We start from the raw sequence: 25,123 nt of genomic DNA, 5'->3' as shown, positions 1-25,123 counted from the left end.
AAAACGACCATTTCGGAGCAATCGACGGTGAGTTAACGAACGACGGCGCCCGCCCCCTGCGAAGGGGACGGGCGCCGTCGTCGTTGTGCTGGCTTAGTCCTGGTCGTCTTCACCGGTGCCGGGCTCCGGAAGCCGCAGCTCCCGGGGCTTGGCCTCGGCCATCCGTTCCTCCGTCCAGTACTCGAGGATCTCCTCGTGGGTCTGGTTCAGGTCGGCGTGGCTGACGGGGTCCTGGCCGGACGGGGTGTCCTTAGGAGGTTGCTGCACTGGCGTAGGTCTGCTGGATGACGGATCCCCAGTACGGGCCGTACATCACTGCGGAACGGTTGTAACCGTAGCTGTTGACGGAGTTCTGCAGGCCCGCGGAACTGGTGCCGATGAACCACGGGCCGCCTGACGAGCCGCCGGTCATGTCGCAGGGGATGCCCTGGGTTCCAAACTGCGGGTTGTTGGGATCGTTCGTGGCCGTTCCGGTGCAGCTCTTGAGGGTCTGGCCGTTGAAGGGCGATGCTGCCGGGTAGCCGAAGGACTTGTAGGTGAGACCGCGGGGCTCGTTGAACGCCACGCCGGATCCGCCGACAACATCGGTGAGGGTCTGGCCGTTCAGCGTGTTCATCACGGCAAAGCCGGTGTCGTAGGCCATGTCCCCGTTGGCGCTCCACTGGGTGGGGGCGTGGAGTGACTTGGCGGTCCACTTGCCGTAGGGCTCGGCGCCGTTCTCGTAGGCCGGCACAAAGGCGAAGTTGGTGGCGAACTTGCCCGGTCCCTCGTTGAGGCAGTGGCCCGCCGTGGAGACGGTGCTCTCATTGGCGGAGGTTACGGCGTTGCCGGAGCAGACGTAGTTCGAACCAGCCAGGGTGAAGAAGACCTTGCCGATGTGCTTGACCGGGGTCTCGCTCTGGGCGATGGTGGGCTTGCCCTTGGTGGCCCTCACCTCGGACTTCTTGCCCTTTTCCACGAGCCCGGCGCTGGAGCGGTTGCCGCGTTCCAGGGCTTTTCCGGCGAGGACGTCACCAGGGATGGCGTTCTGCATCCGGTCGGCCGTCCAGTAATCGGCCACGCCGGCGGTGTTCAGGACAATGCTTGTGACGGAGGGGTTTGCCTTGTCCTCCGCCGGGGCAGCGGTAGCCCCGCCGGCGGAGGTGAGTGCCAGAACGGCAGCGGCTGAAAGGCTCAGGAAGCCGGTAGCCAGAGACCTGGTGCGTGTCATTGTTGTCCTGTCTGAACGGGGAAATAGCCCCGGGAGGGGCGGGAGTGACCCTGCGAATTTATCGTCATATGACAACTTTGTAAATAGTAGTGACGTATCATGTAGGGCCTCCAGCGGCCCCCAAGGAGGCGTGGCGAGGAAAGCGCGACGGCGGGCGGGCGCCAAAGGTGCGTGCCGGCGTCGGCCGTTCTCCATCGCTGTAATCCGGCCCGTGCCGGGGGTAACGCGGCAGCCCCGGTAGGGGTGAAATCCCTGCGCTCGGGTAAGTTGTACATGGTGAAATAGACCGAATTTTCACAACCAAGCCGACCCACAGGGAGACGCCCGCGCATGTCCAAGATTATCTACACCCACACCGACGAAGCGCCGATGCTGGCTACCTATTCGTTCCTGCCCATCATCGAGGCGTTCGCCTCGACAGCAGGTGTGGAGGTGGAGACCCGCGACATTTCGCTCGCTGGCCGCATCATCGCCGTCTTCGGTGACTACCTGACCCCCGAGCAGCAGATCGGTGACGCCCTTGCTGAACTCGGTGAGCTGGCGAAGACGCCGGAAGCCAACATCATCAAGCTGCCCAACATCAGCGCGTCCATCCCGCAGCTGAAGGCCGCTATCGCCGAGCTCCAGGAGCAGGGCTACGCCCTTCCGGATTACCCGGACAACCCGTCCTCGGACGAGGAGACGGCCATCCGCTCGCGCTACGACAAGATCAAGGGCTCCGCCGTGAACCCGGTCCTGCGCGAAGGCAACTCGGACCGCCGCGCCCCGCTGTCCGTGAAGAACTACGCCCGCCAGAACCCGCACTCCATGGGTGCCTGGACTGCCGAGTCGAAGACCAACGTGGCCACCATGGGCCAGGACGACTTCCGCTCCAACGAGAAGTCGGTTGTCATCGACTCCGAGGGCACCATCGCCATCCAGCTGGTCCGCGAGGACGGCTCCGTCAAGGTCCTGAAGAAGTCCTTCCCGGTCCTGGCCGGCGAGGTCATCGACGGTACCGTCATGCGCGCCGCCGCCCTGGACGAGTTCCTCCAGGCTCAGGTTGCCCGCGCCAAGGAAGAGGGCGTGCTCTTCTCCGCCCACCTCAAGGCCACCATGATGAAGGTCTCGGACCCCATCATCTTCGGCCACGTGGTCAAGGCCTACTTCTCCGAGCTGTTCGAGACCTACGGCAAGCAGCTCGCCGCCGCCGGCATCAGCCCCAACAACGGCCTGGCCGCCATCCTGAGCAGCCTCGAGGACCTGCCGGAGGACGTGCGCGAAGGCGTGCAGAACCTCATCAAGAAAGGCCTCGAAGAAGGTCCCGCACTGGCGATGGTGGACTCGGACAAGGGCATCACCACGCTGAACGTCCCCAGCGACGTGATCGTGGACGCCTCCATGCCCGCCATGATCCGCAGCTCCGGCCACATGTGGGGCCCGGACGGCGAGGAAGCTGACACCCTGGCCGTCCTCCCGGACAGCTCCTACGCCGGCATCTACCAGGTGGTTATCGATGACTGCCGGGCCAACGGCGCCTACGATCCCACCACCATGGGCACCGTTCCGAACGTTGGCCTTATGGCCCAGGCTGCCGAGGAATACGGCAGCCACGACAAGACGTTCGAAATCCAGGAAGCCGGAACGGTCCAGATCGTTGACGGCTCAGGGAACGTCCTGATCGAACACCAGGTTTCCGAGGGTGACATCTGGCGCGCCTGCCAGACCAAGGACCTGCCCATCCGCGACTGGGTCAAGCTGGCCGTGACCCGCGCCCGCGCCTCCCAGACTCCGGCTGTGTTCTGGCTGGATGAGGAACGCGCCCACGACGCCAACCTCATCGCCAAGGTCAATGAGTACCTCAAGGAGCACGACACCGAGGGCCTGGATATCCAGATCATGTCCCCGGTCAAGGCCATCGCCTTCACCCTGGACCGTATCCGCAAGGGCGAGGACACCATCTCCGTGTCCGGCAACGTCCTCCGCGACTACCTCACGGACCTGTTCCCCATCCTTGAGCTGGGCACCAGCGCCAAGATGCTCTCCGTAGTTCCGCTGATGAACGGCGGCGGGCTGTTCGAGACCGGTGCCGGCGGGTCCGCCCCCAAGCACGTCCAGCAGCTGCTCAAGGAAAACCACCTGCGCTGGGACAGCCTGGGCGAGTTCCTGGCCCTGGCCGTCAGCTTCGAGCACCTGGCCACCACCACGGACAACAAGCGCGCCCAGGTCCTGGCCGACACCCTGGACCGCGCCACCGGCACGTTCCTGCTGGAGAACAAGTCGCCCAGCCGCCGTGCCGGCGAGCTGGACAACCGCGGCAGCCACTACTTCCTGGCCCGCTACTGGGCAGAGGAACTGGCCAAGCAGACGGACGACGCCGACCTGGCCGCCTCCTTCAGCTCCATCGCCGGAGAGCTTGCCTCCAAGGAGCAGGCGATCGTTGGCGAGCTGGCTGAGGTCCAGGGCTCGCCGGTGGACATCGGCGGCTACTACCACCCGGATGACGCCAAGGCTTCTGCCGTAATGCGTCCTTCGGCAACACTCAACAAGGTCATTGCAACGCTGAGCTAGACCTGCACGAAGCGGCGTTCCGGAGATCCGGGACGCCGCTTTGTTGTTTTTCAGGGTCGGCAAAAAACTTGTGGCAGCAGGAATCGTTGCTAGGGTACTAAGTACGCTTAGTATCTCGGTTTGCGCCGATGACTGCTGAGGTTGCCGATCCTGAGGAGAAAAAATCGTGCCAGAAGAGAGCAATATCCACATCCCCGGTGTCCCCGCCAGCGAGCCTGCCAGCCTCCAGGAACCCACAACGCCGCGCGAACCGCTGCCGCCGAAACCGGACCAGCAGGCACCAGAGGCTGTGTCGCCCACGGGAAGCCCCACCGGCGCACCGGCCACTGCCCGCGCCCAGTCCGGCCAGTACCTCACCACCGCGCAGGGCCTGCGCCTCGGCGATACGGACCACTCGCTGAAGGCAGGCTCCCGGGGTCCCATCCTGCTGCAGGACCACCACCTCCGCGAAAAGATCACGCACTTCGACCACGAACGCATTCCCGAGCGCGTGGTCCACGCCCGCGGTGCAGGCGCACACGGAGTGTTCCGTTCCTACGGGACCGCAGCCAACATCACCCGCGCGGGGTTCCTGGCCAAGGACGTGGAGACTCCCGTCTTTGTCCGGTTCTCCACCGTGCTGGGCTCCCGCGGCTCCGCCGACACGGTCCGCGACACCCGCGGTTTCTCCACCAAGTTCTACACGGACGAGGGCACCTACGACCTGGTGGGCAACAACATCCCGGTCTTCTTCATCCAGGACGGCATCAAGTTCCCGGACATCATCCACGCCGGCAAACCGCACCCGGACCGGGAAATCCCGCAGGCCCAGAGCGCCCATGACACATTCTGGGACTTCGTTTCCCTGCACACCGAGGCGCAGGCGCACACCATGTGGAACATGTCCGACCGCGGCATCCCGCGTTCGTACCGCACCATGGAGGGCTTCGGTGTCCACACCTTCCGCTTCATCAACGCAGAGGGCAAGACCACCCTGGTGAAGTTCCACTGGAAGCCGAAGCAGGGTGTCCACTCGCTGGTGTGGGAAGAAGCCCAGATCATCAACGGCATGGACCCGGACTTCCACCGCCGGGACCTTGCGGACGCCATCGAGGCCGGCGCCTACCCTGAATGGGAGCTCGGCGTCCAGACCTTCCCGGACACTGAAAACCAGATGTTCGAAGGCATCGACCTGCTGGATCCCACCAAGTTCGTCCCGGAGGAGCTGGCACCTGTCCAGCCCATCGGCGTCATGACGCTCAATGCGAACCCCACGAACTACTTCGCCGAGACCGAGCAGGTGGCCTTCCACCCCGGACATCTGGTGCCGGGCATCGACGTCACCAACGATCCGCTGCTGCAGGTGCGGCTGTTCTCCTACCTGGACACGCAGATCTCCCGGCTGGGCGGCCCCAACTTCGCCCAGATCCCCATCAACCGGCCGCAGGCCCCGGTCAATGACATGCTGCGCGACGGCATGCACCAGCAGGCTGTCCACGGCGGTGCGGCCCCGTACCGGCCCAACTCGCTTGACGGCGGCTGCCCGTTCCTGGCCGGTCAGGATGTGGGGGCCTTCATCGACGTGCCGGAGGAGCTGGCTGCGTCCATCAAGGAGCGGAAGAACCCGGCATCCTTTGACGACCACTTCAGCCAGGTGCGGCTCTTCTTCCGCAGCCTCAGCCCGGTGGAGCGGGACCACGTCATCCAGGCGTACACGTTCGAACTGGGCAAGTGCTACGAGAAGTCCATCCGCGAACGGCAGCTCGCGGCGCTTGCCAACGTGGATGCGGAACTTTGTGCCGCCGTCGCAAAGGGGCTGGGCCTTCCCGCGCCGGAGGCAACAGAGCAGGTGCCGGACTCAGACCCCAGCCCGGCACTGTCCCAGGTGGGCAAGACCTGGCCGGTGGCCGGCAGGGTTGTGGGAATCCTTGCGGACGGGGACAGTGACCTGGCTGCCGTCAATGCCGCCCGGAAGGCTTTCGATGCGGCGGGCATCGTGCCGCTGGTCATTGCCCCGGCGGGCGGCTTCCTTGGGGCCGAGAACGACGGCGGGGTCCCCGTCCAGCGGACCTACCTCACCGCTCGTTCGACAGAGTTCGATGCCGTCGTCGTGGCGGCGCCGGCCGCCCCGGCTCCCGACGCCGCACCAGGACTTGACGCAAAAGCCGGCGCTCCCGGCGGTGCCGCCGACCCGCGGGCGGTGCTGCTGCTCACGGAAGCGTACCGGCACGCCAAGGCAATCGGTACCTGGGATTCCGGCGCCGAGGCCCTCGCCGCAGCGGGCATCCCGCGGGAAACCCCGGGCATCGTGTCCGCGGGCGACGCTGAGTCACTGGTGTCTGAGCTGACGGCGCTGCTGGCCGCACACAGGGTCTGGGAGCGGTTCCCGGCATCGCCGGCCCGGGCCTGAGTCGGGACGGCAGCCGGGGCAGCCGCACGTTGCTGCCACAAATGATTGACGCAACCGCTGGCTGACCTGGGCGCTGCCTGGGAAAGCCAACTGCCGGAGGGGAGCGCCGCCGTCGTAATGGCGGGCGCTCCCTTCCTTGTGCGGTGTCAGTCGTTGCCTTTGCCCTTGCCCTCGTTGTCCTTTTTGTCGTCGTCCTTCTCCGCCTCCGGACCTGGCGCAGGGGCGGGGGCCTCGGCGGCTGGCGGGGGAGTGGCCGCAGCGGCCTGCTCCGCGGCGATCCGTGCCTCTTCGGCTGCCTTGTCCGCGGCCGCTTTCTCTGCCGCTGCGATCGCTCCGTTGAGCTCTGCACGGACGGCCGTGGCAATCGTGGTGATGCTCCGGCGGCGTTCCTCGGAAATCTGGCCTTCAGACTGCGCCGCTTCCAGTTCGGCTTCCAGCCCCTCCAACGCCCGCAAGGCTGCGGCGGGGTCGTTCTCCGACGACGCCTGGGTCACCTCGAGGACGCGTGCCTGCAGCTGCCGTGCCGCCTCGCGCTCAAGGCCGGCCTCGGTCGTGGCGCAGCCGCTCAGGAGTGCGGCCGCCAAAACGGCAGCGGAGCATACGAGCACGGAGGTGCGTCCAGCTGGGAAGGCCAGCCTCACGGTTCCACGCTTTTCTGGAGTTCCTCAAGGTGCTCGCCCAGGACTCCGGTCACCGTGGGATAGGGCACGACGTCGGGCGGCGACTGGGAAGACAAGGTCATCAGGGCCGCAGCCACCGCGGCGGCAACCACCACCAGCGCCAAGACCGCAGCCAGCCAGAACCGTTTTGTCCGCTTCTTGCTGTCCTTCGCGCGGTCCTGGCTCAGGGCCTCACGCGGGCTGGCTGGAACCTGCGCCCCGGCCGGGGCAGCGCCCGGCCCGGCAGCCTCCCGCAGCTCATCCACAGATTCCTCGGCAGTGATGGACGGCGGGTGGAACGGCATGGCCGGCAGCACCCTGGTGGTCTCCGGCGCAAGTTCACCCGGGGTGGATGCCGGTGAGACCAATGCCTGGCGCAGCGCGGTTTCAATGTCCGCGGCAGCCGGCCGCTCAAGCGGTTCGAGCGCGGTCATGGAGCGGATGAGATCAGCCCATTCGGAAGGCAGGTCCTCGGGAATTTCCGGTGCCCGGTGCAGCCGCGCCACAGCCGATTCCACCGCGCTGCCGGGGTATTCCACTGTGCCTTTGATGCATTCGAGCAGCACCAGGCCGAGCGAGTAGATGTCCGTGGAGGGGGCCAGCGGCTGGCCCAACGCCTGTTCGGGGCTGAGATAGGCGGCCGTTCCCACCATGGTCCCCGTGGCGGTCAACCGGGTGGAGTCGACGATCCGCGCGATGCCAAAGTCGGTGAGCTTGGGCCGCAGCGGTTCACCGGGGCGGATCTGGACCAGCAGGATATTGCCGGGCTTGATGTCCCGGTGGATAATTCCGAGGCCGTGGACGTATGCCAGTGCGTCTGCGATGCCGGCGCCGATAACGGCAAGCTCCTCCAGCGGTACGGTGCTGTGCCGGATCCGGGCGCGCAGGTCCTGGCCTTCCACGAGTTCCATGGTGAGGAAGGGCCTCGGCTCGTCAGGGATCCGGGTATCGATCCCGGCGTCGAACAGCGTCACCAGTCCGGGGTGGTTCAGGGTGGCAAGAAGCTGGATCTCCGCTTCCTGGCGCTTCAGTTCATCGGCGTCCGGGGCTTGCGGAGCGAAGAGCTTCAGTGCCACGTCACGGCCTAGATTTTCGTCGCGGGCACAGTAGACCGATGACATACCGCCGCGGCCAATGACCTCACCCAACCGGTAACGTCCGCCGACCACTTCATTCTTGATGGAGCTAGGCGATTCCGCCACCATGACCCGTTCCTCCCGGTGCGCTGCGGCACTGTCGTACCTCAAATTATACGGGCGGTGGAGTAAACGGAAGATTCATCCTGGCCTGGCGAACTGCGGCACGCCGGCGGTCCGGCGGCGAAAACCACTTCCGCCGCCGGACCTCCGTTCACAAGGACATGTGTGCTGAATACATGTTGTGCGTGGTCTTGTTTCGTTGCCTGGTCAACCTCCTTTCCCTCAGCCCGCCCCCTGCTGCCGCTTCAGGCGCGCGGGGCAGGCGCTGTCAGTAGGTGGTCGGCGCTACGACACTTTCCGCTTGCGGAGCATCAGGAGTCCTGCCACGAGAAGCAGCAGGGCGAGCGGGGCAAGGGAGGCGTCCATGCCGGTCTTTGCCAGGGCAGTGGCCCCCTGGCCCGGCATGTTGCGGGTGCCGGTGATGTTTGCATTGGTGTCTACGGCGATGGCGCCGCCAACTGCGGTGGACCCGGCAGCAGGTGCTGTGGAGATTCCTGCCGCAATGGCGCCTGCGACGCTTCCGCTGCCCGTGGTGTCGGTGGTGCCCGCAGTTCCGTTGTCAGCGCCAGGATTCGTGCTCCCCGCGTCCACGGTGCCGGCGCCGCCTGCGTTGCCGTTACCCGGATCAGTGCCGCCAGGGTTCTCGGTTCCTGGTGTTCCGGTTCCCGGGTTTTCGGTGTCGACGGTGCCGTTGCCGCCGATGCCCAGATCAACGTTGGCATCTACCAGTTCGCCGGTGGTGCCGTTGTTGTTGCTGCCGATGGTGGCGTCGATGTTGGCATCTACGAGGTCGCCGCTGGTGCCGGTGCCGGACCCGTTGCTGCCAATTGTCAGATCAACGTTGGCATCTACCAGTTCGCCGGTGGTGCCGTTGTTGTTGCTGCCGATGGTGGCGTCGATGTTGGCATCTACGAGGTCGCCGGTGGTGTCGGTGCCGGACCCGTTGCCGCCAATTGTCAGATCAACGTTGGCATCTACCAGTTCGCCGGTGGTGCCGTTGTTGTTGCTGCCGATGGTGGCGTCGATGTTGGCGTCCGCGAGGTCGCCGCTGGTGCCGGTGCCGGACCCGTTGCCGCCAATTGTCAGATCAACGTTGGCATCTACCAGTTCGCCGGTGGTGCCGTTGTTGTTGCCGCCGATGGTGGCGTCGATGTTGGCATCTACGAGGTCGCCGGTGGTGTCGGTGCCGCCGATGGTGAGGTCGGCGTTGGCGTCCACGAGGTCGCCGGTGGTGTCGGTGCCGCCGATGGCGAGGTCGGCGTTGGCGTCGACGAAGTCGCCGGTGGTGCCGTTGCCGCCCAAGGTGGCATCGACGTCGGCATTTACGAGTTCCCCGGTGGTGTCGGTGCCGCCGATGGTGGCATCGACGACGACCGCCGCGGCGAGGGTTGTGGCGTCCGTGGCCGTGCCGGTGGCACCGCCAAGCGCGACGTCGGCTGCGACGGCAGCGTCCGCTGAAACGGACGGCGTTGGGTCACCCAGCTGGCCCAACGACGTCGAGTCAGCGGAGGCCGCCGCCGAGATGAGGGCGGATGCGGAAAGGTCCGATCCGCTGCTTGTGTCCGCGGCGTTTGCCGCAGTGCAACTGAGGGCTAGGAGCCCGCCTGCAAAGAGGGTGCCGAGCATTCCCCGGCGAAGGTTGGGATTCATGGTGATGTCTCCTGAAAAGTTGAATGAAGGCCGCTTGTCAGCGGCCCGGATGGCCGCGTTCTGCCGTAAGGGCAGGCGTGCCTCAACTAGTCAGGAGATGAACCGGGGTCGAAAGACACCGGTGCGGGGGCATGCTCGGAGAACTCACCGGCAAGGACAATGCCGGTGGGTGGAAGGGTGAGGTTGAAGGGGCTCAGCCATGCCGCAGTCCCGGAGCCAGCGGCAGAAGTCACGCTGCTTCCGGTGCCCGACCCTGGCGGGGGAGGGGCCTGGGATGGGGCGGGTGAGGGGTCTGCCGTACCCGGTTGCTCTTCGGCGGAATCGGGCAGGACTACCGCGGTCTGAAGAGGCACGTAAGCGGCAGTTACCAGCACCTGGCCAGCCGGGGCGGCGTTCGATTCTGCAACCTCGAGTGTTCCAGTCCTGGCCGCCCCTGAAAGCACCGCCTCTGTTGGCGTCGCAGACACGTTCAGCGTTGCGGGCACGGCTACAGCGTCGGGCACGGCCCCAGCCGGGACGTCGTTATCGGGAACGGCCAAGGGAAGTTCCGGAAGTGGAAGAACTGAAGTGTCTGATGCCAGGTCTGCAACGGGCTGCAGGACCGGTTCGAGTACAGGGAGTACTTCCGTCACGGATGGGGCTAAAGCTTCCACGGCCGCCGCCGTTGCGACGTCCACAGATTCGGCGACCGGAACTGCAATGACGGATATCGTTCCCGACGGAATGACATCGCCCACGACGGGTACCGATGAAATAACCTGATCCGCAAGCCCGGAGACCTCACCCGCAACGGGCTGCAGCAGGCCCGGCGATGTATTCGGCACCGGCGCGGAGACTGCAGGCGCGGCATCAGCAGCAAGGCCGGCCACGGGAAGGGGCAGCTCTTCCGTCACCGAAGATACTGAACCGGTGACGCCCCCCAACAGGGAAGTTGCATCCTGCAGCGTGTCCGCTGAAGCGGCCGACGCCGAGAAGGTCAGCCACGTGAGGGTGGCTGCGCCTGCGAGGAACACCGGGCGAAGGGCACGCCACGGCGAGCGACTACGAGCCATGCGTACCACCCCCAGTACTGATGCATTCGACGTTGGCTACAGCCTAAGACGGAATGTTGCAGGAAGTCTAGGGTCTGCTCAAACAACTCGACAAAACTGAAAACTTCGCAGCTCAGGAATTACAGAGCGGCCGGAACCGGTCATATCTGCCGGTGACCCTAAACTTTGGGGCTGGCTCAGTGCTTGTCGTTCGGGTAGCTCACGCCGAGCTGGGCGCGGACGCCGTCAAAGAGCCGCATTGTATTCAGGGTGTCCTCCAGCGGCATTACCGGGCTTTCCGTGAGCCCCTGCTGGATACAGCGCGTTACTTCGCGCAGCTCGTAAACGTATCCGCGGCCCACCACCTCGAAGGCTTCGGTCCTGCGCGAGTCCCAGCCCGTGGATACCGTCAGCTCGCCGGGATTGTTGATGGAGCCCACGCTTTGAAGGAAACCAAGGCTGCCCGCCACGGTGGCGGTCCGGGGACCGTGCGCGAGCAGTGAGGATGTGAGCTGCACCTGTGCCCCGTGGTTGTACCCCAGCGTCAGCGCATTCTGGGCGTCCACGCCGTCGTCGTTGATGAACCCGGTGGCACTCACGGTCTGCGGAAATCCAAGGGTGCCCAGCGCCCACAGGAGCGGGTAAACCGAAAGGTCCAGCAGTGCGCCGCCGCCGTCCTTCCTGGCCCACAACCTGGCCGTGGGGGAGTAGGGGGCCGGGAAACCGAGGTCTGCCGTGACCCAATGGATGTCGCCCAGCTCACCGGACGCGGCAATCTCGAACGCCCGCTGCATGCTCGGCAGGAAGCGGCTCCACACCGCTTCCATGAGGAACAGGTTGCGGCTGCGGGCAAGGTCGATGAGTTCTGAGGCTTCCCGGGCGTTGATAGTGAAGGCCTTTTCGCACAGGACATGCTTGCCGGCGTTGAGCGCGGCGAGAACGATCTCGTGGTGCTGGGCGTGGGGCGTAGCAACGTAGACGACGTCCACCTGTTCGTCTGCGAGCAGCCGCTGGTAGCCGGGCACGCCGCCGACGTCACCATACGCTTTGGCGAAGTCATAAGCCACGGCAAAGGCATCCGCCGTGTCCTGGCCCCTGGAACTGACGGCGTACAGCTCAGCGTCCGCCAACAGGGCCAGGTCCTGCGACACCGAGCGGGCGATCCCGCCCGTGGCGATGATCCCCCAGCGCAGGGGAGAACCTGTAGCGGAACGGGGGTCCTGGTCGGACTGGCTGGACAGCCACGGCTTGGCAATGGGGGCACTCATGGTGACCATCCTCTCATTCAGGTGAGCAAGGGTTCAGTTATGACCTGCGGGAAGTGCGGAAGCGACTGATAGTGCCGGGCGCCCAGTGTGACAAACCCTTGACAGCGTTGTCGCGGGGGACGTAAGAATAGAGAACCGCCGCAAGAAACCGTTTTCTTTCGGGGTACTAAATTCCCAAGATCCGCACCCACCTAGGCATGTGGCCTGTTTGGCATGCCGGAAAAAAGGCCAATGACGTCCAGAACACGCAAGAAAAGTCCAAACGTCCGGACCAGGTTCCGCATCGGAGCCGGAGTGGCCGCATCCGGATCAGCTCTTGCGCTGGCGGCGGGGCTGGCGGTGGCCGCACCCGCAGCCGCCGGCATGACGCCCGCCAGTCCGGCGCCGACCGGAGGAGGCATTATCAGGGCCGACGACGCGGCACCCACTGGCTGGGCCGCCGTCGGAAGTGGTACGAACGGCGGCGCCGGCGCCCCTGCTGAAAGCCGCTATGAGGTCGGCACCCTGGCCGGGCTTAAGGCGGCGCTGGCGAACAACGGCGACCCCAGGGCTCCCAAGATCATCTACGTCAACGGGACCATCGACGGCAACCAGGCGCCCGATGGCCGGATACTGGGGGAGCAGGATTACGCGCCGGGGTACGACATTAACAAGTACATTTCCTGCTTTGGGCCGGAGGGAAAGGCCTGGAGCGACCAGACCTATGAATACTGCAAGAAGCAGAGGCAACTGCGGCAGACCGGCAGCAACAACATGAAGCGGCAGATCGAAGTAAGCCTGCCCAGCAACACCACCCTGGTTGGCCTTGGCTCCGACTCAGGATTCGTTGGAGCCAACATCGTGATCCTTAGCGCCACCAACGTTGTGATGCGCAACCTCAGCGTGGAAGCGCCCGTGGACTTCTTCAGCACCTGGTCCCCTGACGACGGTGATGGCGCCTGGAATGCGAGGTTCGACGCCGTCTCTTCCGTTACCTCCGACCATCTATGGATAGACCATGTCCGGCTGACCGACGGGCGGTTCCCCGACAGCGAGGCACCGATCGGGCCCAACGGCAAGCCTGCCAACCGGCACGACGGCCTTTTGGACCTCAAGGACGGTACCGACTACGTGACCGTCTCCAACAGCAAGCTGTACAACCACGACAAGACCATGCTGCTCGGGTCCGGTGACGAACATGTGGACAAGGACGGGGGGAAACTGCGCGTCAGCTACATCGGCAACCACCTCGAAAATATCCAGCAGCGGGGTCCGCGGGTGCGGTTCGGGAAAGTCCATGTGCTGAACAACTACTTTGTGGCAAGCACAGAACACCCGCAGTACCCGATGATCAGCGAGGGCCAGGGCGGTACCAGCTACTTCCTGGGTGCTGGGTACGAGTCGCGGATCTTCTCCGAGCGCAACGCCTTCGACTACACCGGACACGGGGCTGACGAATCAATCATGGTGAGCAGCTATAACGGACACCGTTTCAAGGACAGCGGATCCTGGTTCAACGGTGAGGAGGCTGACCTCAACGCCGTGGCGCAGGCATCCTTCGAGCAGAACCGCGCGGAGGCCCTGGCGGAGGCAGAACTCACTGGGGAGCCTGCTCCGGACTGGACGGGCTGGGACTTCAGCACCGACGTCGGCTGGGACCCTGCGGATGCATACAGTTACAAGGCATTCGCAACGCCCCAGGCGGTGCGGAACCACGCCCTGAATTTTACGGGTCCGGGGGTCCTCACCGTTAAGCAGTAGGGCCGGCAGCAGAACTGAGCACAGCAGGCACAGAAACGCCCGGCCCCCAACAGGGGACCGGGCGTTTTGCTGCTGCTGCCTACTTGGTGATCGGTTCGAGAACCGGGTCGCCTTCGTAAGCGGTCTTTACATTCGCAGCGGTGACGATGACCGGCTCCAGCAGGTAGGCCGGAACCGTCTTGACACCGTTGTTGTAGGAGTTCTCGTCGTTGATTTCCAGGTCCTTGCCGGCCTGGAGGTCCTTCACCATGGTGATGGCGTGCTCAACGAGCTTGCGGGTGTCCTTGTTGATGGTGGAGTACTGCTCGCCAGCCATGATGGACTTGACGGACTCAACCTCGGAGTCCTGGCCGGTGACAACCGGAAGCTCCTTCCCGGCCGCCTTGACGGAGGTCAGGACTGCGCGGGCCAGGGTGTCGTTCGGGGAAAGAACGCCGTCCAGGGACTCGCTGGAGTAGCTGCCGGTGAGCAGGGTGTCTGCGCGGCGCTGTGCATTTTCAGCCTTCCAGCCCTGGGTAACAGCCTGCTCGAAGCTGTTCTGGCCGGAGAGGACCTTGAGGGTGCCGTCATCGATCTTCGGCTTCAGGACGCTCATGGCGCCATCGAAGAAGACCTTTGCGTTGGCGTCATCGGGGGAGCCTGCGAAGAGTTCGATGTTGTAGGGACCTTCGCCCTTCTTCTCTTCGAGGCCTTCCAGCAGCGCCTGGCCCTGGAGCTCGCCCACCTTGAAGTTGTCGTAGGCCACGTAGTAGTCCACGTTCTCGGTGTTCAGCAGCAGGCGGTCGTAGGCGATGATGGTGGCGCCGGAGTCCTTGGCCTGCTTGAGCTGGGTGCCCAGCTGGGAACCGTCGATGGCACCCACGATGATGACCTTGGCGCCCTTGGTGACCATGGCGCTGATCTGGTTCTGCTGCTCGGACACGCCGCCGTTGGCGAACTGTACGTCAGGCTTGAAGCCTGCCTCGGTGAGGCCCTCATTGAACAGCTTCTCCGCGAGTACCCAGTTTTCACTGGTCTTCTGGGGAAGGGCGACGCCAATGGAGGAGTCCTGCTCAAAGCCGCTGGCGCCCTCGGTACCGCCGCCAGTGGAGGTCTCTGACCGTCCGCAGCCCGTCAGCGCCAGTGCTGCGATGGCAGCGACCGCTGCTGCCTTTCCTGCTTTGCCAATCATTCGCATTGTTGGTTCTCTTTCTTTGTGGTGGTGTAACGCTATTCAGGCCGCAAGTCTCAGGCTTCCCTGGCGATCGCTTCCTTGGTCGAGGTGGTTTCGTCCGGCTGGTTGGGGTTGGAAGGCCCCTGCTTCCGGTTGAAGTTCTGGGTGAGCATGCCGATGATCGACTTCTTGCCCTGGCTCTTGTTGTAGACGTCGAAGGCGACGGCGATCAGGAGGACGAGGCCCTTGATGATCTGGGTGAGGTCGGCGCCGACGCCGAGGAGCTGGAGGCCGTTGTTCAGTACTGCCATGACCAGGCCGCCGATGATGGATCCGACGACGGTTCCCACGCCGCCGGTGACTGCGGCGCCGCCGATGAAGACTGCGGCGATGGCGTCCAGTTCCCAGCCGACGCCGTCGAACGGGCCTGATGCGGTGGAGCGTCCTACGAAGATCATGCCGGCGAGGCCAGCGAGGATGGACATGTTCATCATGACCAGGAAGTTGACCTTCTTGGACTGGACGCCGGAGAGTTCGGCCGCGTGGCGGTTGCCGCCGACTGCGTAGACGTGGCGGCCCAGGACGGTGCGGGAGGAGATGAAGCCGTAGATCAGGACCAGGACGGCGAGGATCAGGCCGGGGATGGGGAACGAGGTGCCGGGCCGGCCGGTGGCGAAGAGGTATGTGGCGTAGAGGATGGCACCGCAGATGAGGACCAGCTTCAGCGCCGTGACCCACATCTCCGGAACCTCGGCGCCCAGTGCTTTGGCGCGTGCGCGGGACCGCAGTTCGCCTACCACCACGAATGCGGCGGCGGCGATGCCCAGCAGCAGGGTCAGGTTGTTGAATCCTGTGTTGGGTCCGACTTCCGGGAGGTAGCCGGAGCCGAGGTACTGGAAGTCGGCGGGGACGGGGATGGTGTTGGACTTGCCAACGAACTGGTTGAAGCCGCGGAACAGGAGCATGCCGGCCAGGGTCACGATGAAGGCGGGTATCCCCACGTAGGCCACCCACCACCCTTGCCAGGCACCGATCAACGCACCGAGCGCCAGGCCCAGGAGCACGCCGGCGTACCAGGGGATACCCCAGTCGCGGATGGCCAGGGCAACGGTGACCCCCACGAAGGCCGCGATGGAGCCCACCGACAGGTCGATGTGTCCTGCGATGATGACCAGGACCATGCCGATGGCGAGGATCAGGATGTAGGAGTTGCCGTTGAAGAGGTTGATGACGTTGCCGGGGGTGAGGGTCCGGCCGTCGGTGGCGATCTGGAAGAAAACGATCAGTGCAACCAGGGCGAAGATCATGCCGAATTGGCGGGTGTTTCCGCCAAACAGCTTTTTGAGGGCGTTCATGGTGTCAGTCCTTGTGTCCGGAAGGTTCTGGGATGATCCAGAGGGTCAGGCGGCTTCGGCTTTGCGGGCGGAGGTCATCAGTTTCATCAGGCTTTCCTGGCTGGCCTCATCTTTGTTCAGGACACCGGTGATGGCGCCTTCGAAAATCGTGTAGATACGGTCGGACAGGCCCAGGAGCTCGGGGAGCTCGGAAGAGATGACGATGACTCCCTTGCCCTGGTTGGCAAGCTGCTGGATGATGCCGTAGATCTCGTACTTGGCGCCAACATCAATGCCGCGGGTGGGTTCGTCCAGGATCAGCAGGTCGGGGTCGGTGAACATCCACTTGGCCAGGACCACCTTCTGCTGGTTGCCGCCGGAGAGCTTGGCCACGCCTTCCTCCACCGACGGGGTCTTGGTCCGCAGCGATTTGCGGTACTGCTCCGCCACGGTGAATTCCTGGTTCAGGTCCACCACGGAGTTGTGGCTGATCTTGCGCAGGTTGGCTGCCACGGTGGTGGTCTTGATGTCGTCCAGCAGGTTCAGTCCCAGGGACTTGCGGTCCTCGGTGACGTAGCCCAGTCCGGCGTCGATGGCCTGGCGTACGGACTTGAGGGTGATCTCTTTGCCGTCCTTGTAGATGTGGCCGTCGATGAAGCGGCCGTAGGAGCGGCCGAAGACGGAGCGTGCCAGTTCGGTGCGGCCTGCGCCCATGAGTCCGGCGAAGCCCACGATCTCCCCGCGGCGGACGAAGAAGCTGGAGTCCTTGCACACCAGACGGTCTGCGACGTTGGGGTGGCCCACGGTCCAGTTCTTGACTTCGAAGAACACCTCGCCGATGTTGGGCGTGTGCTCGGGGAAGCGGGATTCGAGGGTGCGTCCCACCATGCCCTTGATGATCCGGTCCTCGTCCACGCCGTCCGCCTTGACGTTCAGCGTTTCGATGGATTTGCCGTCACGGATGATGGTGATGGAATCGGCGATCTGCTCGATCTCGTTCAGCTTGTGGGAAATGATGATGGACGTGATGCCCTTGGCCTTCAGGCCGAGCATCAGATCCAGCAGGTGCTGGGAATCGGATTCATTCAGCGCCGCGGTGGGCTCATCGAGGATCAGGATCTTCACGGACTTGTTCAGGGCCTTGGCGATTTCCACCAGCTGCTGCTTGCCGACGCCGATTTCCTTGATGGGGGTGTCCGGGTCCTCGCGCAGTCCCACCCTGGCCAGCAGGTCCAGGGAGCGGAGGCGGGCTTCGGCCCAGTTGATGACTCCGCGTTTGGTGGGCTCGTTGCCCAGGAAGATGTTCTCCATGATGGACAGCTCGGGGATGAGCGCCAGTTCCTGGTGGATGATCACGATGCCGGCGTGCTCGCTGGCCCGGATGTCCCGGAACTGCTGGACCTGGCCCTGGTAGACGATGTCGCCGTCGTAGCTGCCGTACGGGTACACGCCGGAAAGGACCTTCATCAGGGTGGACTTGCCAGCCCCGTTCTCGCCGCAGATCGCGTGGATCTCAGCGGCCTTCACCCGCAGGCTCACGTTATCCAACGCTTTAACGCCCGGGAATTCCTTGGTGATAGACCGCATCTCAAGGATGATCGGCTCCGTTTGCGTGGTCTGGGACGTCATGAACCCTAACCCTCCAATGCAATGACTTCTTTGTCCGGCCGGCAAAGCGCAGGGCCGTCTGATCCAAAAGTAAACTGGATCACGCCTATTGTCGTCAAGTCTTTAACGCAATCGGCGGGTAACGAAACGGTCTAGGTTTTACGTATTCCAGCATGTTGGAAGACCAGAGCAGCCGCCCCAAGCGCCTCGGCGCGGTCGCCCAGCGAGGACATGGCCAACGTGGTGGTTTCCCCGATAACCGGGACCGCATGCCGGATCAGGCCGCGCCTGATGGGGTCCAGAAGGATGTCGCCAAGGCCCGCGAGCGGCCCTCCCACCACAATGACCTCGGGATTGATCAGGTTGGCCACGTTGCCCAGCGCCCGGCCGACTGAGAGCCCGGCGTCGTCCACTACGCGGAGTGTTGCGGGGTCCCGGTTCAGGGCTTTCCTGACGATATCCGCGGGAGTCAGCGGCCTGTCCTCGCCCCTGCTGAGAAGCTCGATCATGGTGGTGGTGGAGGCGATGGTCTCCAGGCACCCGCGGTTTCCGCAGCGGCATACGAGGCCTTGTTCGTGGATGGTGGCGTGGCCTATCTCGCCGGTGATTCCGACATTTCCGTAGTAGGGGGCCCCGTTGAGGATCAAGCCCGCGCCGATGCCGGATCCGATCTTCAGGAACATCAGGTTGCTGACCCCCGAATGTTGTCCCCACGTGACTTCGGACCAGGCGCCCAGATTGGCGTCGTTGTCAACGAACACGGGGATTTGTAGCGTCTCCTCGAGGTGCTGGAGGATGTTGATCCCCACCCATTCCGGGAGGATGGCGCCCTGGGCCACCGTTCCGGTGCGGCGGTCGATTGGCCCGGGAATTCCGACGCCGGCACCCACCATGGCACTGCGTTCGATCCCGCTTTCCCGCAGCAGTTTGTCCAGCAGGGCTGTTGCGGCGCGGATGCCTTCCTCGGCCTGGTGGCCCAGTGGAAGCATGACGGATTCCTCGGCGATGACGTGGTAGCTGAGGGAGGCCAGGACCACCCGGAGGTGCCGCCGTCCGAAGTCGATTCCGACGGCGACGGCGCCGTTGCTATTCAGGCGGACGTTCAGTGCGCGGCGGCCGGAGCTGGTGATGGGTTCTGTCGATGCAAGGCCGGAGTCCAGCATGATTTTGACGATGTTTGAAACCGTTGCCGTGGACAGGCCCGTCTGCCGGGCAAGTTCAGCCTGCGTGGCGGGTCCGCCCATCAGGGTTTCGATAATCCGTTGCTGGTTCAGCTGGCGCAGGGCGGACTGCGATCCCGGATTTTTTGGCTTGCTCCTCGTTGAGCGCGGGGTTGCGGGCATGCTAAGAAGATTGCCCTATCACGGCTCTTGTAGTCAAGAAGTTAACGCAAAGGCCGGTTCCGGCAGGAAGACTGGAAGCCGGGACAATCTGACCCGTTCAGGCCCGAAGGGGTGCAAACAGCCCACCAGCGTAGCGAGGGGGGCTCGCTACGCTGGTAGAAGGCCCATCCCGCGGCCGCTCCAACGAAGGAAGGTGGTAGCAGTGCTGCTGGCACTCCTGCAGGAAAACTCCGCGGTCCTTGATGTGGAGGCCAACTGCCGCGCCGTTGACGCAGCTGCCCGGACCGCGGCAGGACGTGGGGCGGCCGTGCTGGTCACCCCAGAGCTTTTTCCCGTGGGCTATGCTCCCCGCCGGGTGCGTTCCGGGCTTGATCCTTCCCTGCTGCCGGCAATAGAGAAGCGGATGGCGGGCATTGCGCGCAGTAACGGCATCGGACTGGTCTACAGTCTCCCGCGGGTTACCGCTCAGGGTGACTGGCAGATCAGCGCGACCCTCCTGGATGCCGGCGGCGCCACCCTGCTCAGCTACGGCAAGGTGCACCTGTTCGGCGACGACGAGCGGGCGGCCTTCAGCCCCGCAGGGGAGGCGCCCGCCGTGGTGGACTTCAACGGCATCCCCACCTCCCTGGTGATCTGTTACGACGTCGAGTTTCCGGAGTCCGTCCGCGCCGCTGCCGTCGCGGGCGCGGAGCTGCTGTTGGTTCCCACCGCCCTGGCGCACGGCTTCGATGACGTGCCCCAGGTCCTGCTGCGGGCGCGGGCGCTGGAGAGCCAGCTGACCATTGCCTACGCGAACCACTGCGGGGAAGAAGACGGTTGCACGTTCCTGGGCGGCAGCGTTGTTGCCGGGCCCGACGGCGGACTGCTGGCCGGGGCGGGCGGGGAGCCACAGCTTCTCTACGCGGAGGTGGATCCGGGCGCCGCCGCACGCGAGCGGCGGAACGTGCCTTACCTGGCAGAACGCCGTCCTGACCTTTACCGGACCTGGGGGCTCTGAGCAGGGTCCGCAGGCTCGGCGTCATCCACGTACTGCAGGGCAATCCACAGCTCGGCCCGGGTCTGGGCCTGCCCAAGATCCATGCCCAGCAGCTCTTCCACGCCGTTGATCTGGCGGCGGACGCTGTTTCGGTGCAGTCCCAGGTCCTTGGCGGTGGCATCCCAGCTCCCGTGGGCGCGCAGCCAGGAGCGAAGCACCCGGAGCTGTGACGTCCGGCGTTCCGCATCCTGTTCAAGGACCGGCGCCAGGAGCCGCGATGCCAGCAGGGCGCCGGCATCGCCGCCGAGCAGGCCGGTGACGGACCACGTCAGGTCCTCCTCCCTGAGGCTCTTTCGGGCGCCGGCCACCCGCGGGCGCAACGCACCTGCCCGCCGGTACGCAGCGGCCAGTCCGGGCAGCTCGGTGGGTCCGCCCACCACCAGGCGCCAGCCCAGCTGCTCCACCTCTGCCAGCAGGGATTCGTCTACCTTGAGCCGCGTTACGGCCGCGAACCCGTAATCCGTCAACTCCACCATCTTGGTGTCGAAGAGCCTGCGCCACTGGAGCAGCTCCCGGACTGGGCCATCAGCAATGGCGGTGGAAGGCTCCGCGCGCACGCCCTGCACCACGCGGACCGGCCCCGGCCGGGTCCCGGAGACGCTCTGGGCCAGCAGGTCCTGGAGGCCGTTCAGCTCACGGCTGTTGTTCCCGGTCAGGCTTTCCGGGTGCAGCAGCAGGGCCGTAGCCAACTGGCTGGGCGCCAGGGAGCCGCTGGTCCGCTGCCGGACCAGCAGCTCCAGCAGTCCCACCACCGACGAGACCACGTTGTTCTGCGCCGGGGTGAGGGGCTTTTCCGTCCCAAGAACCAGGCACCCCAGGGTGGCGTCCCGGGTGCTGCGAAGCGGGTGGCCAAACACCAGGGCCCGCCCTCCGGCTGTTTCCAGTGATTCAGTTTCCACGCGGGGACCGCTGCCGCTGAGAAGCTTCCTCAGCAGGGGCTGGAGCTGGGAAAGTCCGACGGCGGCGCCCGCCCGGGCGCGCACCCTCCCGTCCGTGCCGGCAAGGACAGCCCACACGGGAACGCGCTGGATCAGCGCCGCCAGCAGCTCGTGTTCCGGGCGGGCGGAGAGGACCGCCCGCATCAGGTGCCGGTTGGTCTCAGCCAGCTGCCGGAAGACCTGTGCGTTGCCGGATTCGAGAAGCTTGGAAAATTCGAGCCCCAGCGCAGCGAAGGGAACACTGGCCGGTACCTCCACCAGCGTGAGCCCGTGCCGCCGGCAGGCCTCCACCAGAGGGTCCGGCACGGCGTCGTAATAGGGCTCCAGGCCGAAGCCCAGGGCCGCCACCCCGGCCGCCACGAGCCGCCGGACGTACTCGTCCGCCTTCGCGGCGCTGCTGCCGCCGCCGCGGAAGGGCAGGCCCGCCGTCAGGACGAATTCGCCGTCCATGAGGTAGGGGGTGGGGTCCTCCAGCTCGCTGGGCTCCACCCAGCGCAGCGGGACTTCGGCGGTGCCGGCGTCGTTCATCACCGAAACTTCAGGAGGAAGCGCAGCCAGGAACTGCCCCAGCGTGACGGCGTCGAGCTGATCCGGGGCGCCGCTTATAGCTGGTGCATTACGTCTCATGGTTGAAGACTATAGGTCATTCTGCACCCTGTGAGATGCCGCTCACACCCCTACGCTGGGTGAGGGGAAAACCAGACCAACCAGCCAACGACATGAACGGACGTCAACGATGACTGTGCCTACACTTACCGGCCCGGCAACGGGCGCTCCCGGCGGAACCCCCGCCCGTCCCGCCCTGGGCGCACAACTGCTGCGCCGCAAGCCGATCGCCCAGATGGTCAGCGAGGCCGAGAACAACGGCGGCGGCCCCCGCCTGGTCCGGAGCTTCGGTGTCCTTCAGCTGACCATGATCTCCGTGGGCGCCACACTGGGGACCGGAATCCTGGTGATCCTGGGGGAGTCCGTACCCCTTGCCGGCCCGGCCATCTGGATCTCCTTCGCCATCGCCGGCCTCGCCGCCCTGCTTTCCGCCGTCTCCTATGCGGAGATGGCCGGCATGGTCCCGGTGGCCGGCTCCAGCTACTCGTACACCTACGCCACCATGGGCGAAGGCATGGCCTGGATCTGCGGCTGGTGCCTGGTGCTCGAGTACGCCGTTTCCGTCGCCGCCGTCGCCGTTGGAGCGGGCCAGTACGTCAACGAAACCCTGGCGGTGTTCGGCTCGGTCCTCCCGGATGCGGTGTCACAGCCGCCCGGCGACGGCGGCGTGGTCAACATACCAGCCATGGTGATCGTGGTGCTGGCTACCATCCTGCTGGTGCGCGGCGCGAAGGAGAGCGCCTGGATCAACACCTCCATCGTGGTGGTCAAGGTAGGCATCCTCCTGTTCTTCTGCGCCGTGGCGTTCACCGCTTTCAACGCCGGCAACTTTGAGCCGCTGCTGCCCATGGGCGCCGCCGGCGTCTCAGCCGCAGCCTCCCGTGTGTTCTTCTCCTACATCGGATTCGATGCCGCCTCCACGGCAGGCGAGGAAGCCCGCAACCCCAAGCGTGACCTGCCCCGCGCCATCATGCTTTCCATGCTGATCGTCACCACCATTTACGTCCTGGTGGCTGTCACCGCGATCGGTGCCCGGCCGTGGGGCTGGTTCGACGGCACCGAGGCTGCGCTGGTGAAAATCCTCGAGGAAACCACCGGCCAGCCCTGGATTGCCCTGGTGTTTGCGGTGGGCGCCGTGCTGGCCATCGCCAGCATCGTCCTCACCGTGCTGTACGGCCAGACGCGTATCCTGATGTCGATGTCCCGCGACGGCCTCATCCCCAAAATCTTCGGCCGCGTTTCCCGCCGCACCGGCACCCCTGTTGCCGGCACCCTTCTGGTGGGAACCGCCGTCGCGCTCACCGCCGGGCTGGTGCCCCTTGGCGCGCTCGCCGACGCCACCAGCATCGGCACCCTGTTCGCGTTCGCCCTGGTCAACGTGGCCGTCATCTACCTCCGCCGCACCCGGCCGGAGCTGGAGCGGACCTTCCGGGTGCCGCTCTTCCCGCTCACGCCCATCCTGGGGGCCGCGATGTGCGCGTTCCTGATGGCCAACCTCGGCGCTGACACCTGGGTGGTGTTCGCCGTCTGGATGCTGGTGGGCGTGGCCGCCTACTTCGGCTACGGACGCCGGAACTCCAGGGTGGCTGCCATGAGCAATGAGGAATACCGTGAGCTGTCCGGTCCCCAAACTCCAATCCAGCAAAACCCCGAAACGACGAAGGCAGAAATCTCATGACCATCGCCACCGAACTGCCGGCATCCGACCCGTCCAGCACCTCCGCCGGCCCGGCTGCTCCTTCCAGCGCGGACGGCGCCCCAGCCGGTCCCATCACCATGCTGAACCCGGATTTTCCGTTCAGCTACGACCATTACCTGGCGCACCCGGACGGACTGGGCTCCGTGCCGGCCGAACTGCTGGGGACCGAAGTCGCCGTCATTGGAGCGGGGCTCTCCGGCCTGGTAACGGCCTACGAACTCATGAAGCTGGGGCTGCGGCCGGTTGTCTATGAAGCCGACCAGATCGGCGGACGCCTCCGTACGGCGGCGTTCCCGGCGGCGCCAGGAGTAGTGGCAGACCTCGGCGGCATGAGGTTCCCCGTGTCCGGCAAGGCGTTCTACCACTACGTGGACCTGCTGGGACTGGACACCCAGGAGTTTCCCAACCCCCTGTCCCCGGCTACGTCCAGCACCGTGATCGAACTGGCGGGCAAGAAGCACTATGCGGAAAAGCCGGGCGACCTCCCGCCGTTCTTCCGGGAAGTGGCGGACGCCTGGAAAGCCGCTGTGAACGACGGCGCCAAGTTCGTTGAGATGCAGGACGCCATCCGGTCCAGGGATACCGCCCGGATCAAGGAACTGTGGAACCAGTTGCTGCCCCTGATGGACGAACAGACCTTCTACGGCTTCATCGCGGCCAGCGACTCCTTTAAAAAGGCCGGGTTCGCGCACCGGGAGGCCTTCGGCCAGGTGGGCTTCGGCACGGGAGGGTGGGACACCGACTTCCCGAACTCGATCCTGGAGATCCTCCGCGTGGTGTACACCGACGCCGATGATCAGCACCGGCTCATCAGCGGGGGAGCGCAACGGCTGCCCGAGGCACTCTGGCAGCACGCGCCGTCGGACATGGCCCACTGGCCCGAGGGAACGTCCCTGGCGTCCTTGCACTCCGGTTCGCCCCGCGGTGCCGTCGGAAGAATCAGCCGCGATCCCGACGGGAACCTGCGGATCCGCGAACGCTGGGGCCGCGAGGCCAGCTACCCGGCGGTGGTCACAACGTGCCAGTCCTGGCTGCTGTCCACCCGGATCCATACGGAGGAGGCGCTGTTCCCCGCGGAACTGTGGACCGCCATCGAGCGCTCGCACTACATGCAGTCCTCCAAGACCTTCGTGATGGTGGACCGGCCGTTCTGGAAGGACATCGATCCGGACACCGGCAACGAGGTGCTGTCCATGACGCTCACGGACCGGCTCAACCGCGCCACCTACCTCCTGGACAACGGGCCGGACCAGCCCGCCGTCATCCTGCTGTCCTACACCTGGAACGACGACGCGCTCAAGTGGCTGGCGCTGGACGCCGACGAACGCGTGGAACTGATGCTGCATTCGCTGGAACAGATCTATCCGGGAGTGGACATTGCCAGCCACATCGTGGGCCAGCCCATCACGGTCTCCTGGGAGGCCGATCCCAACTTCATGGGTGCATTCAAGGCGAACCTGCCCGGGCACTACCGCTACCAGCAGCGGCTGTTCACGCACTTCAAGCAGGACGCCCTGCCCGAATCGCAGCGGGGGATCTTCCTGGCCGGCGACGACGTCTCCTTCACCGCCGGCTGGGCCGAGGGCGCCGTGACCACCGGCCTGAACGCGGTCTGGGGCGTGGTGAACCACCTGGGCGGTTCCTCCGCGCCGGGCAACCCGGGCCCGGGTGAGCTGCTGGCCGCCATCGGGCCGATAAGCCTGGACTAGG

General features: G+C 65.3%; 18 protein-coding genes. 6 read left to right on the top strand and 12 right to left on the bottom strand.

The genetic code is table 11. The features are described from left to right. Positions 1-93: 93 nt before the first annotated feature. Together WHH00_RS13350 and WHH00_RS13345 are read right to left on the bottom strand one after the other, a co-directional pair. Entirely contained in the window at positions 94-267 is a 174-nt protein-coding gene (locus tag WHH00_RS13350) for a hypothetical protein (protein ID WP_406633455.1), read from the bottom strand. Continuing rightward, positions 251-1,210, bottom strand: a complete 960-nt coding sequence (locus tag WHH00_RS13345; protein WP_406633453.1) for a trypsin-like serine peptidase — start codon at positions 1,208-1,210, stop codon at positions 251-253. The genes WHH00_RS13350 and WHH00_RS13345 overlap by 17 nt, the downstream gene beginning before the upstream one ends. A 330-nt stretch (positions 1,211-1,540) precedes the next feature. Here WHH00_RS13345 and WHH00_RS13340 point away from each other — a divergent pair, with 330 nt between their 5' ends. Continuing rightward, positions 1,541-3,760 (top strand): NADP-dependent isocitrate dehydrogenase, encoded by a 2,220-nt coding sequence (locus tag WHH00_RS13340; RefSeq protein WP_406633451.1) that lies wholly within the window; start codon positions 1,541-1,543, stop codon positions 3,758-3,760. Positions 3,761-3,926: 166 nt separating this feature from the next. Then, positions 3,927-6,149: a catalase gene (locus WHH00_RS13335; RefSeq protein ID WP_406633449.1), complete on the top strand. Its 2,223-nt coding sequence runs from the start codon at positions 3,927-3,929 to the stop codon at positions 6,147-6,149. Between the two features lie 146 nt (positions 6,150-6,295). On the opposite strand, the gene WHH00_RS13330 is transcribed toward WHH00_RS13335, so the two are convergent. The 5 genes from WHH00_RS13330 to WHH00_RS13310 all read right to left on the bottom strand — a co-directional run bounded on the left by WHH00_RS13330 (position 6,296) and on the right by WHH00_RS13310 (position 11,956). Next, positions 6,296-6,790 (bottom strand): hypothetical protein, encoded by a 495-nt coding sequence (locus WHH00_RS13330; protein ID WP_406633447.1) that lies wholly within the window; start codon positions 6,788-6,790, stop codon positions 6,296-6,298. Further along, on the bottom strand, positions 6,787-8,013 hold the full coding sequence (locus WHH00_RS13325; RefSeq protein WP_406633445.1) for a serine/threonine-protein kinase: 1,227 nt from the start codon (positions 8,011-8,013) through the stop codon (positions 6,787-6,789). Before WHH00_RS13325 ends, WHH00_RS13330 begins: the two co-directional genes overlap by 4 nt. Before the next feature lie 279 nt (positions 8,014-8,292). Beyond that, positions 8,293-9,657, bottom strand: a complete 1,365-nt coding sequence (locus WHH00_RS13320) for a beta strand repeat-containing protein (protein ID WP_406633443.1) — start codon at positions 9,655-9,657, stop codon at positions 8,293-8,295. Positions 9,658-9,743: 86 nt separating this feature from the next. Next, positions 9,744-10,709, bottom strand: a complete 966-nt coding sequence (locus WHH00_RS13315; protein ID WP_406633441.1) for a hypothetical protein — start codon at positions 10,707-10,709, stop codon at positions 9,744-9,746. Positions 10,710-10,885: 176 nt separating this feature from the next. After that, positions 10,886-11,956: a Gfo/Idh/MocA family protein gene (locus WHH00_RS13310; protein WP_406633439.1), complete on the bottom strand. Its 1,071-nt coding sequence runs from the start codon at positions 11,954-11,956 to the stop codon at positions 10,886-10,888. Between the two features lie 231 nt (positions 11,957-12,187). Here WHH00_RS13310 and WHH00_RS13305 point away from each other — a divergent pair, with 231 nt between their 5' ends. Continuing rightward, entirely contained in the window at positions 12,188-13,696 is a 1,509-nt protein-coding gene (locus tag WHH00_RS13305) for a polysaccharide lyase family 1 protein (RefSeq protein WP_406633437.1), read from the top strand. 79 nt (positions 13,697-13,775) lie between these two features. On the opposite strand, the gene WHH00_RS13300 is transcribed toward WHH00_RS13305, so the two are convergent. From WHH00_RS13300 to WHH00_RS13285, 4 genes are all read right to left on the bottom strand, one after another. After that, positions 13,776-14,873 (bottom strand): substrate-binding domain-containing protein, encoded by a 1,098-nt coding sequence (locus WHH00_RS13300; RefSeq protein ID WP_406633435.1) that lies wholly within the window; start codon positions 14,871-14,873, stop codon positions 13,776-13,778. Positions 14,874-14,923: 50 nt separating this feature from the next. Further along, positions 14,924-16,204 (bottom strand): multiple monosaccharide ABC transporter permease, encoded by a 1,281-nt coding sequence (gene mmsB / locus WHH00_RS13295; RefSeq protein ID WP_066274312.1) that lies wholly within the window; start codon positions 16,202-16,204, stop codon positions 14,924-14,926. Between the two features lie 45 nt (positions 16,205-16,249). Next, the gene (mmsA, locus tag WHH00_RS13290) at positions 16,250-17,812 is read right to left on the bottom strand and encodes a multiple monosaccharide ABC transporter ATP-binding protein (protein WP_231455874.1); all 1,563 of its coding nucleotides are present in this window, start codon (positions 17,810-17,812) and stop codon (positions 16,250-16,252) included. Positions 17,813-17,943: 131 nt separating this feature from the next. Then, entirely contained in the window at positions 17,944-19,134 is a 1,191-nt protein-coding gene (locus tag WHH00_RS13285; protein WP_231455876.1) for an ROK family transcriptional regulator, read from the bottom strand. Between the two features lie 202 nt (positions 19,135-19,336). Between WHH00_RS13285 and WHH00_RS13280 the strand changes: the two genes are divergently transcribed. Then, positions 19,337-20,131 carry a nitrilase-related carbon-nitrogen hydrolase gene (locus tag WHH00_RS13280; protein WP_406633432.1) on the top strand — a complete coding sequence of 265 codons (795 nt, stop codon included), beginning with the start codon at positions 19,337-19,339 and terminating at the stop codon, positions 20,129-20,131. On the opposite strand, the gene WHH00_RS13275 is transcribed toward WHH00_RS13280, so the two are convergent. Further along, positions 20,110-21,735: a PucR family transcriptional regulator gene (locus WHH00_RS13275; protein WP_406633430.1), complete on the bottom strand. Its 1,626-nt coding sequence runs from the start codon at positions 21,733-21,735 to the stop codon at positions 20,110-20,112. The two genes, WHH00_RS13280 and WHH00_RS13275, sit on opposite strands and share 22 nt — an antisense overlap. A 109-nt stretch (positions 21,736-21,844) precedes the next feature. Here WHH00_RS13275 and WHH00_RS13270 point away from each other — a divergent pair, with 109 nt between their 5' ends. Together WHH00_RS13270 and WHH00_RS13265 are read left to right on the top strand one after the other, a co-directional pair. Continuing rightward, on the top strand, positions 21,845-23,392 hold the full coding sequence (locus WHH00_RS13270; RefSeq protein WP_406633428.1) for an amino acid permease: 1,548 nt from the start codon (positions 21,845-21,847) through the stop codon (positions 23,390-23,392). Next, positions 23,389-25,122 carry a flavin monoamine oxidase family protein gene (locus tag WHH00_RS13265; protein WP_406633426.1) on the top strand — a complete coding sequence of 578 codons (1,734 nt, stop codon included), beginning with the start codon at positions 23,389-23,391 and terminating at the stop codon, positions 25,120-25,122. The genes WHH00_RS13270 and WHH00_RS13265 overlap by 4 nt, the downstream gene beginning before the upstream one ends. Position 25,123 lies beyond the last annotated feature (1 nt).

The organism is Pseudarthrobacter quantipunctorum, from assembly GCF_045291495.1.
GTDB lineage: Bacteria > Actinomycetota > Actinomycetes > Actinomycetales > Micrococcaceae > Arthrobacter > Arthrobacter quantipunctorum.
This window is presented reverse-complemented; position numbering and strand designations above follow the sequence as displayed.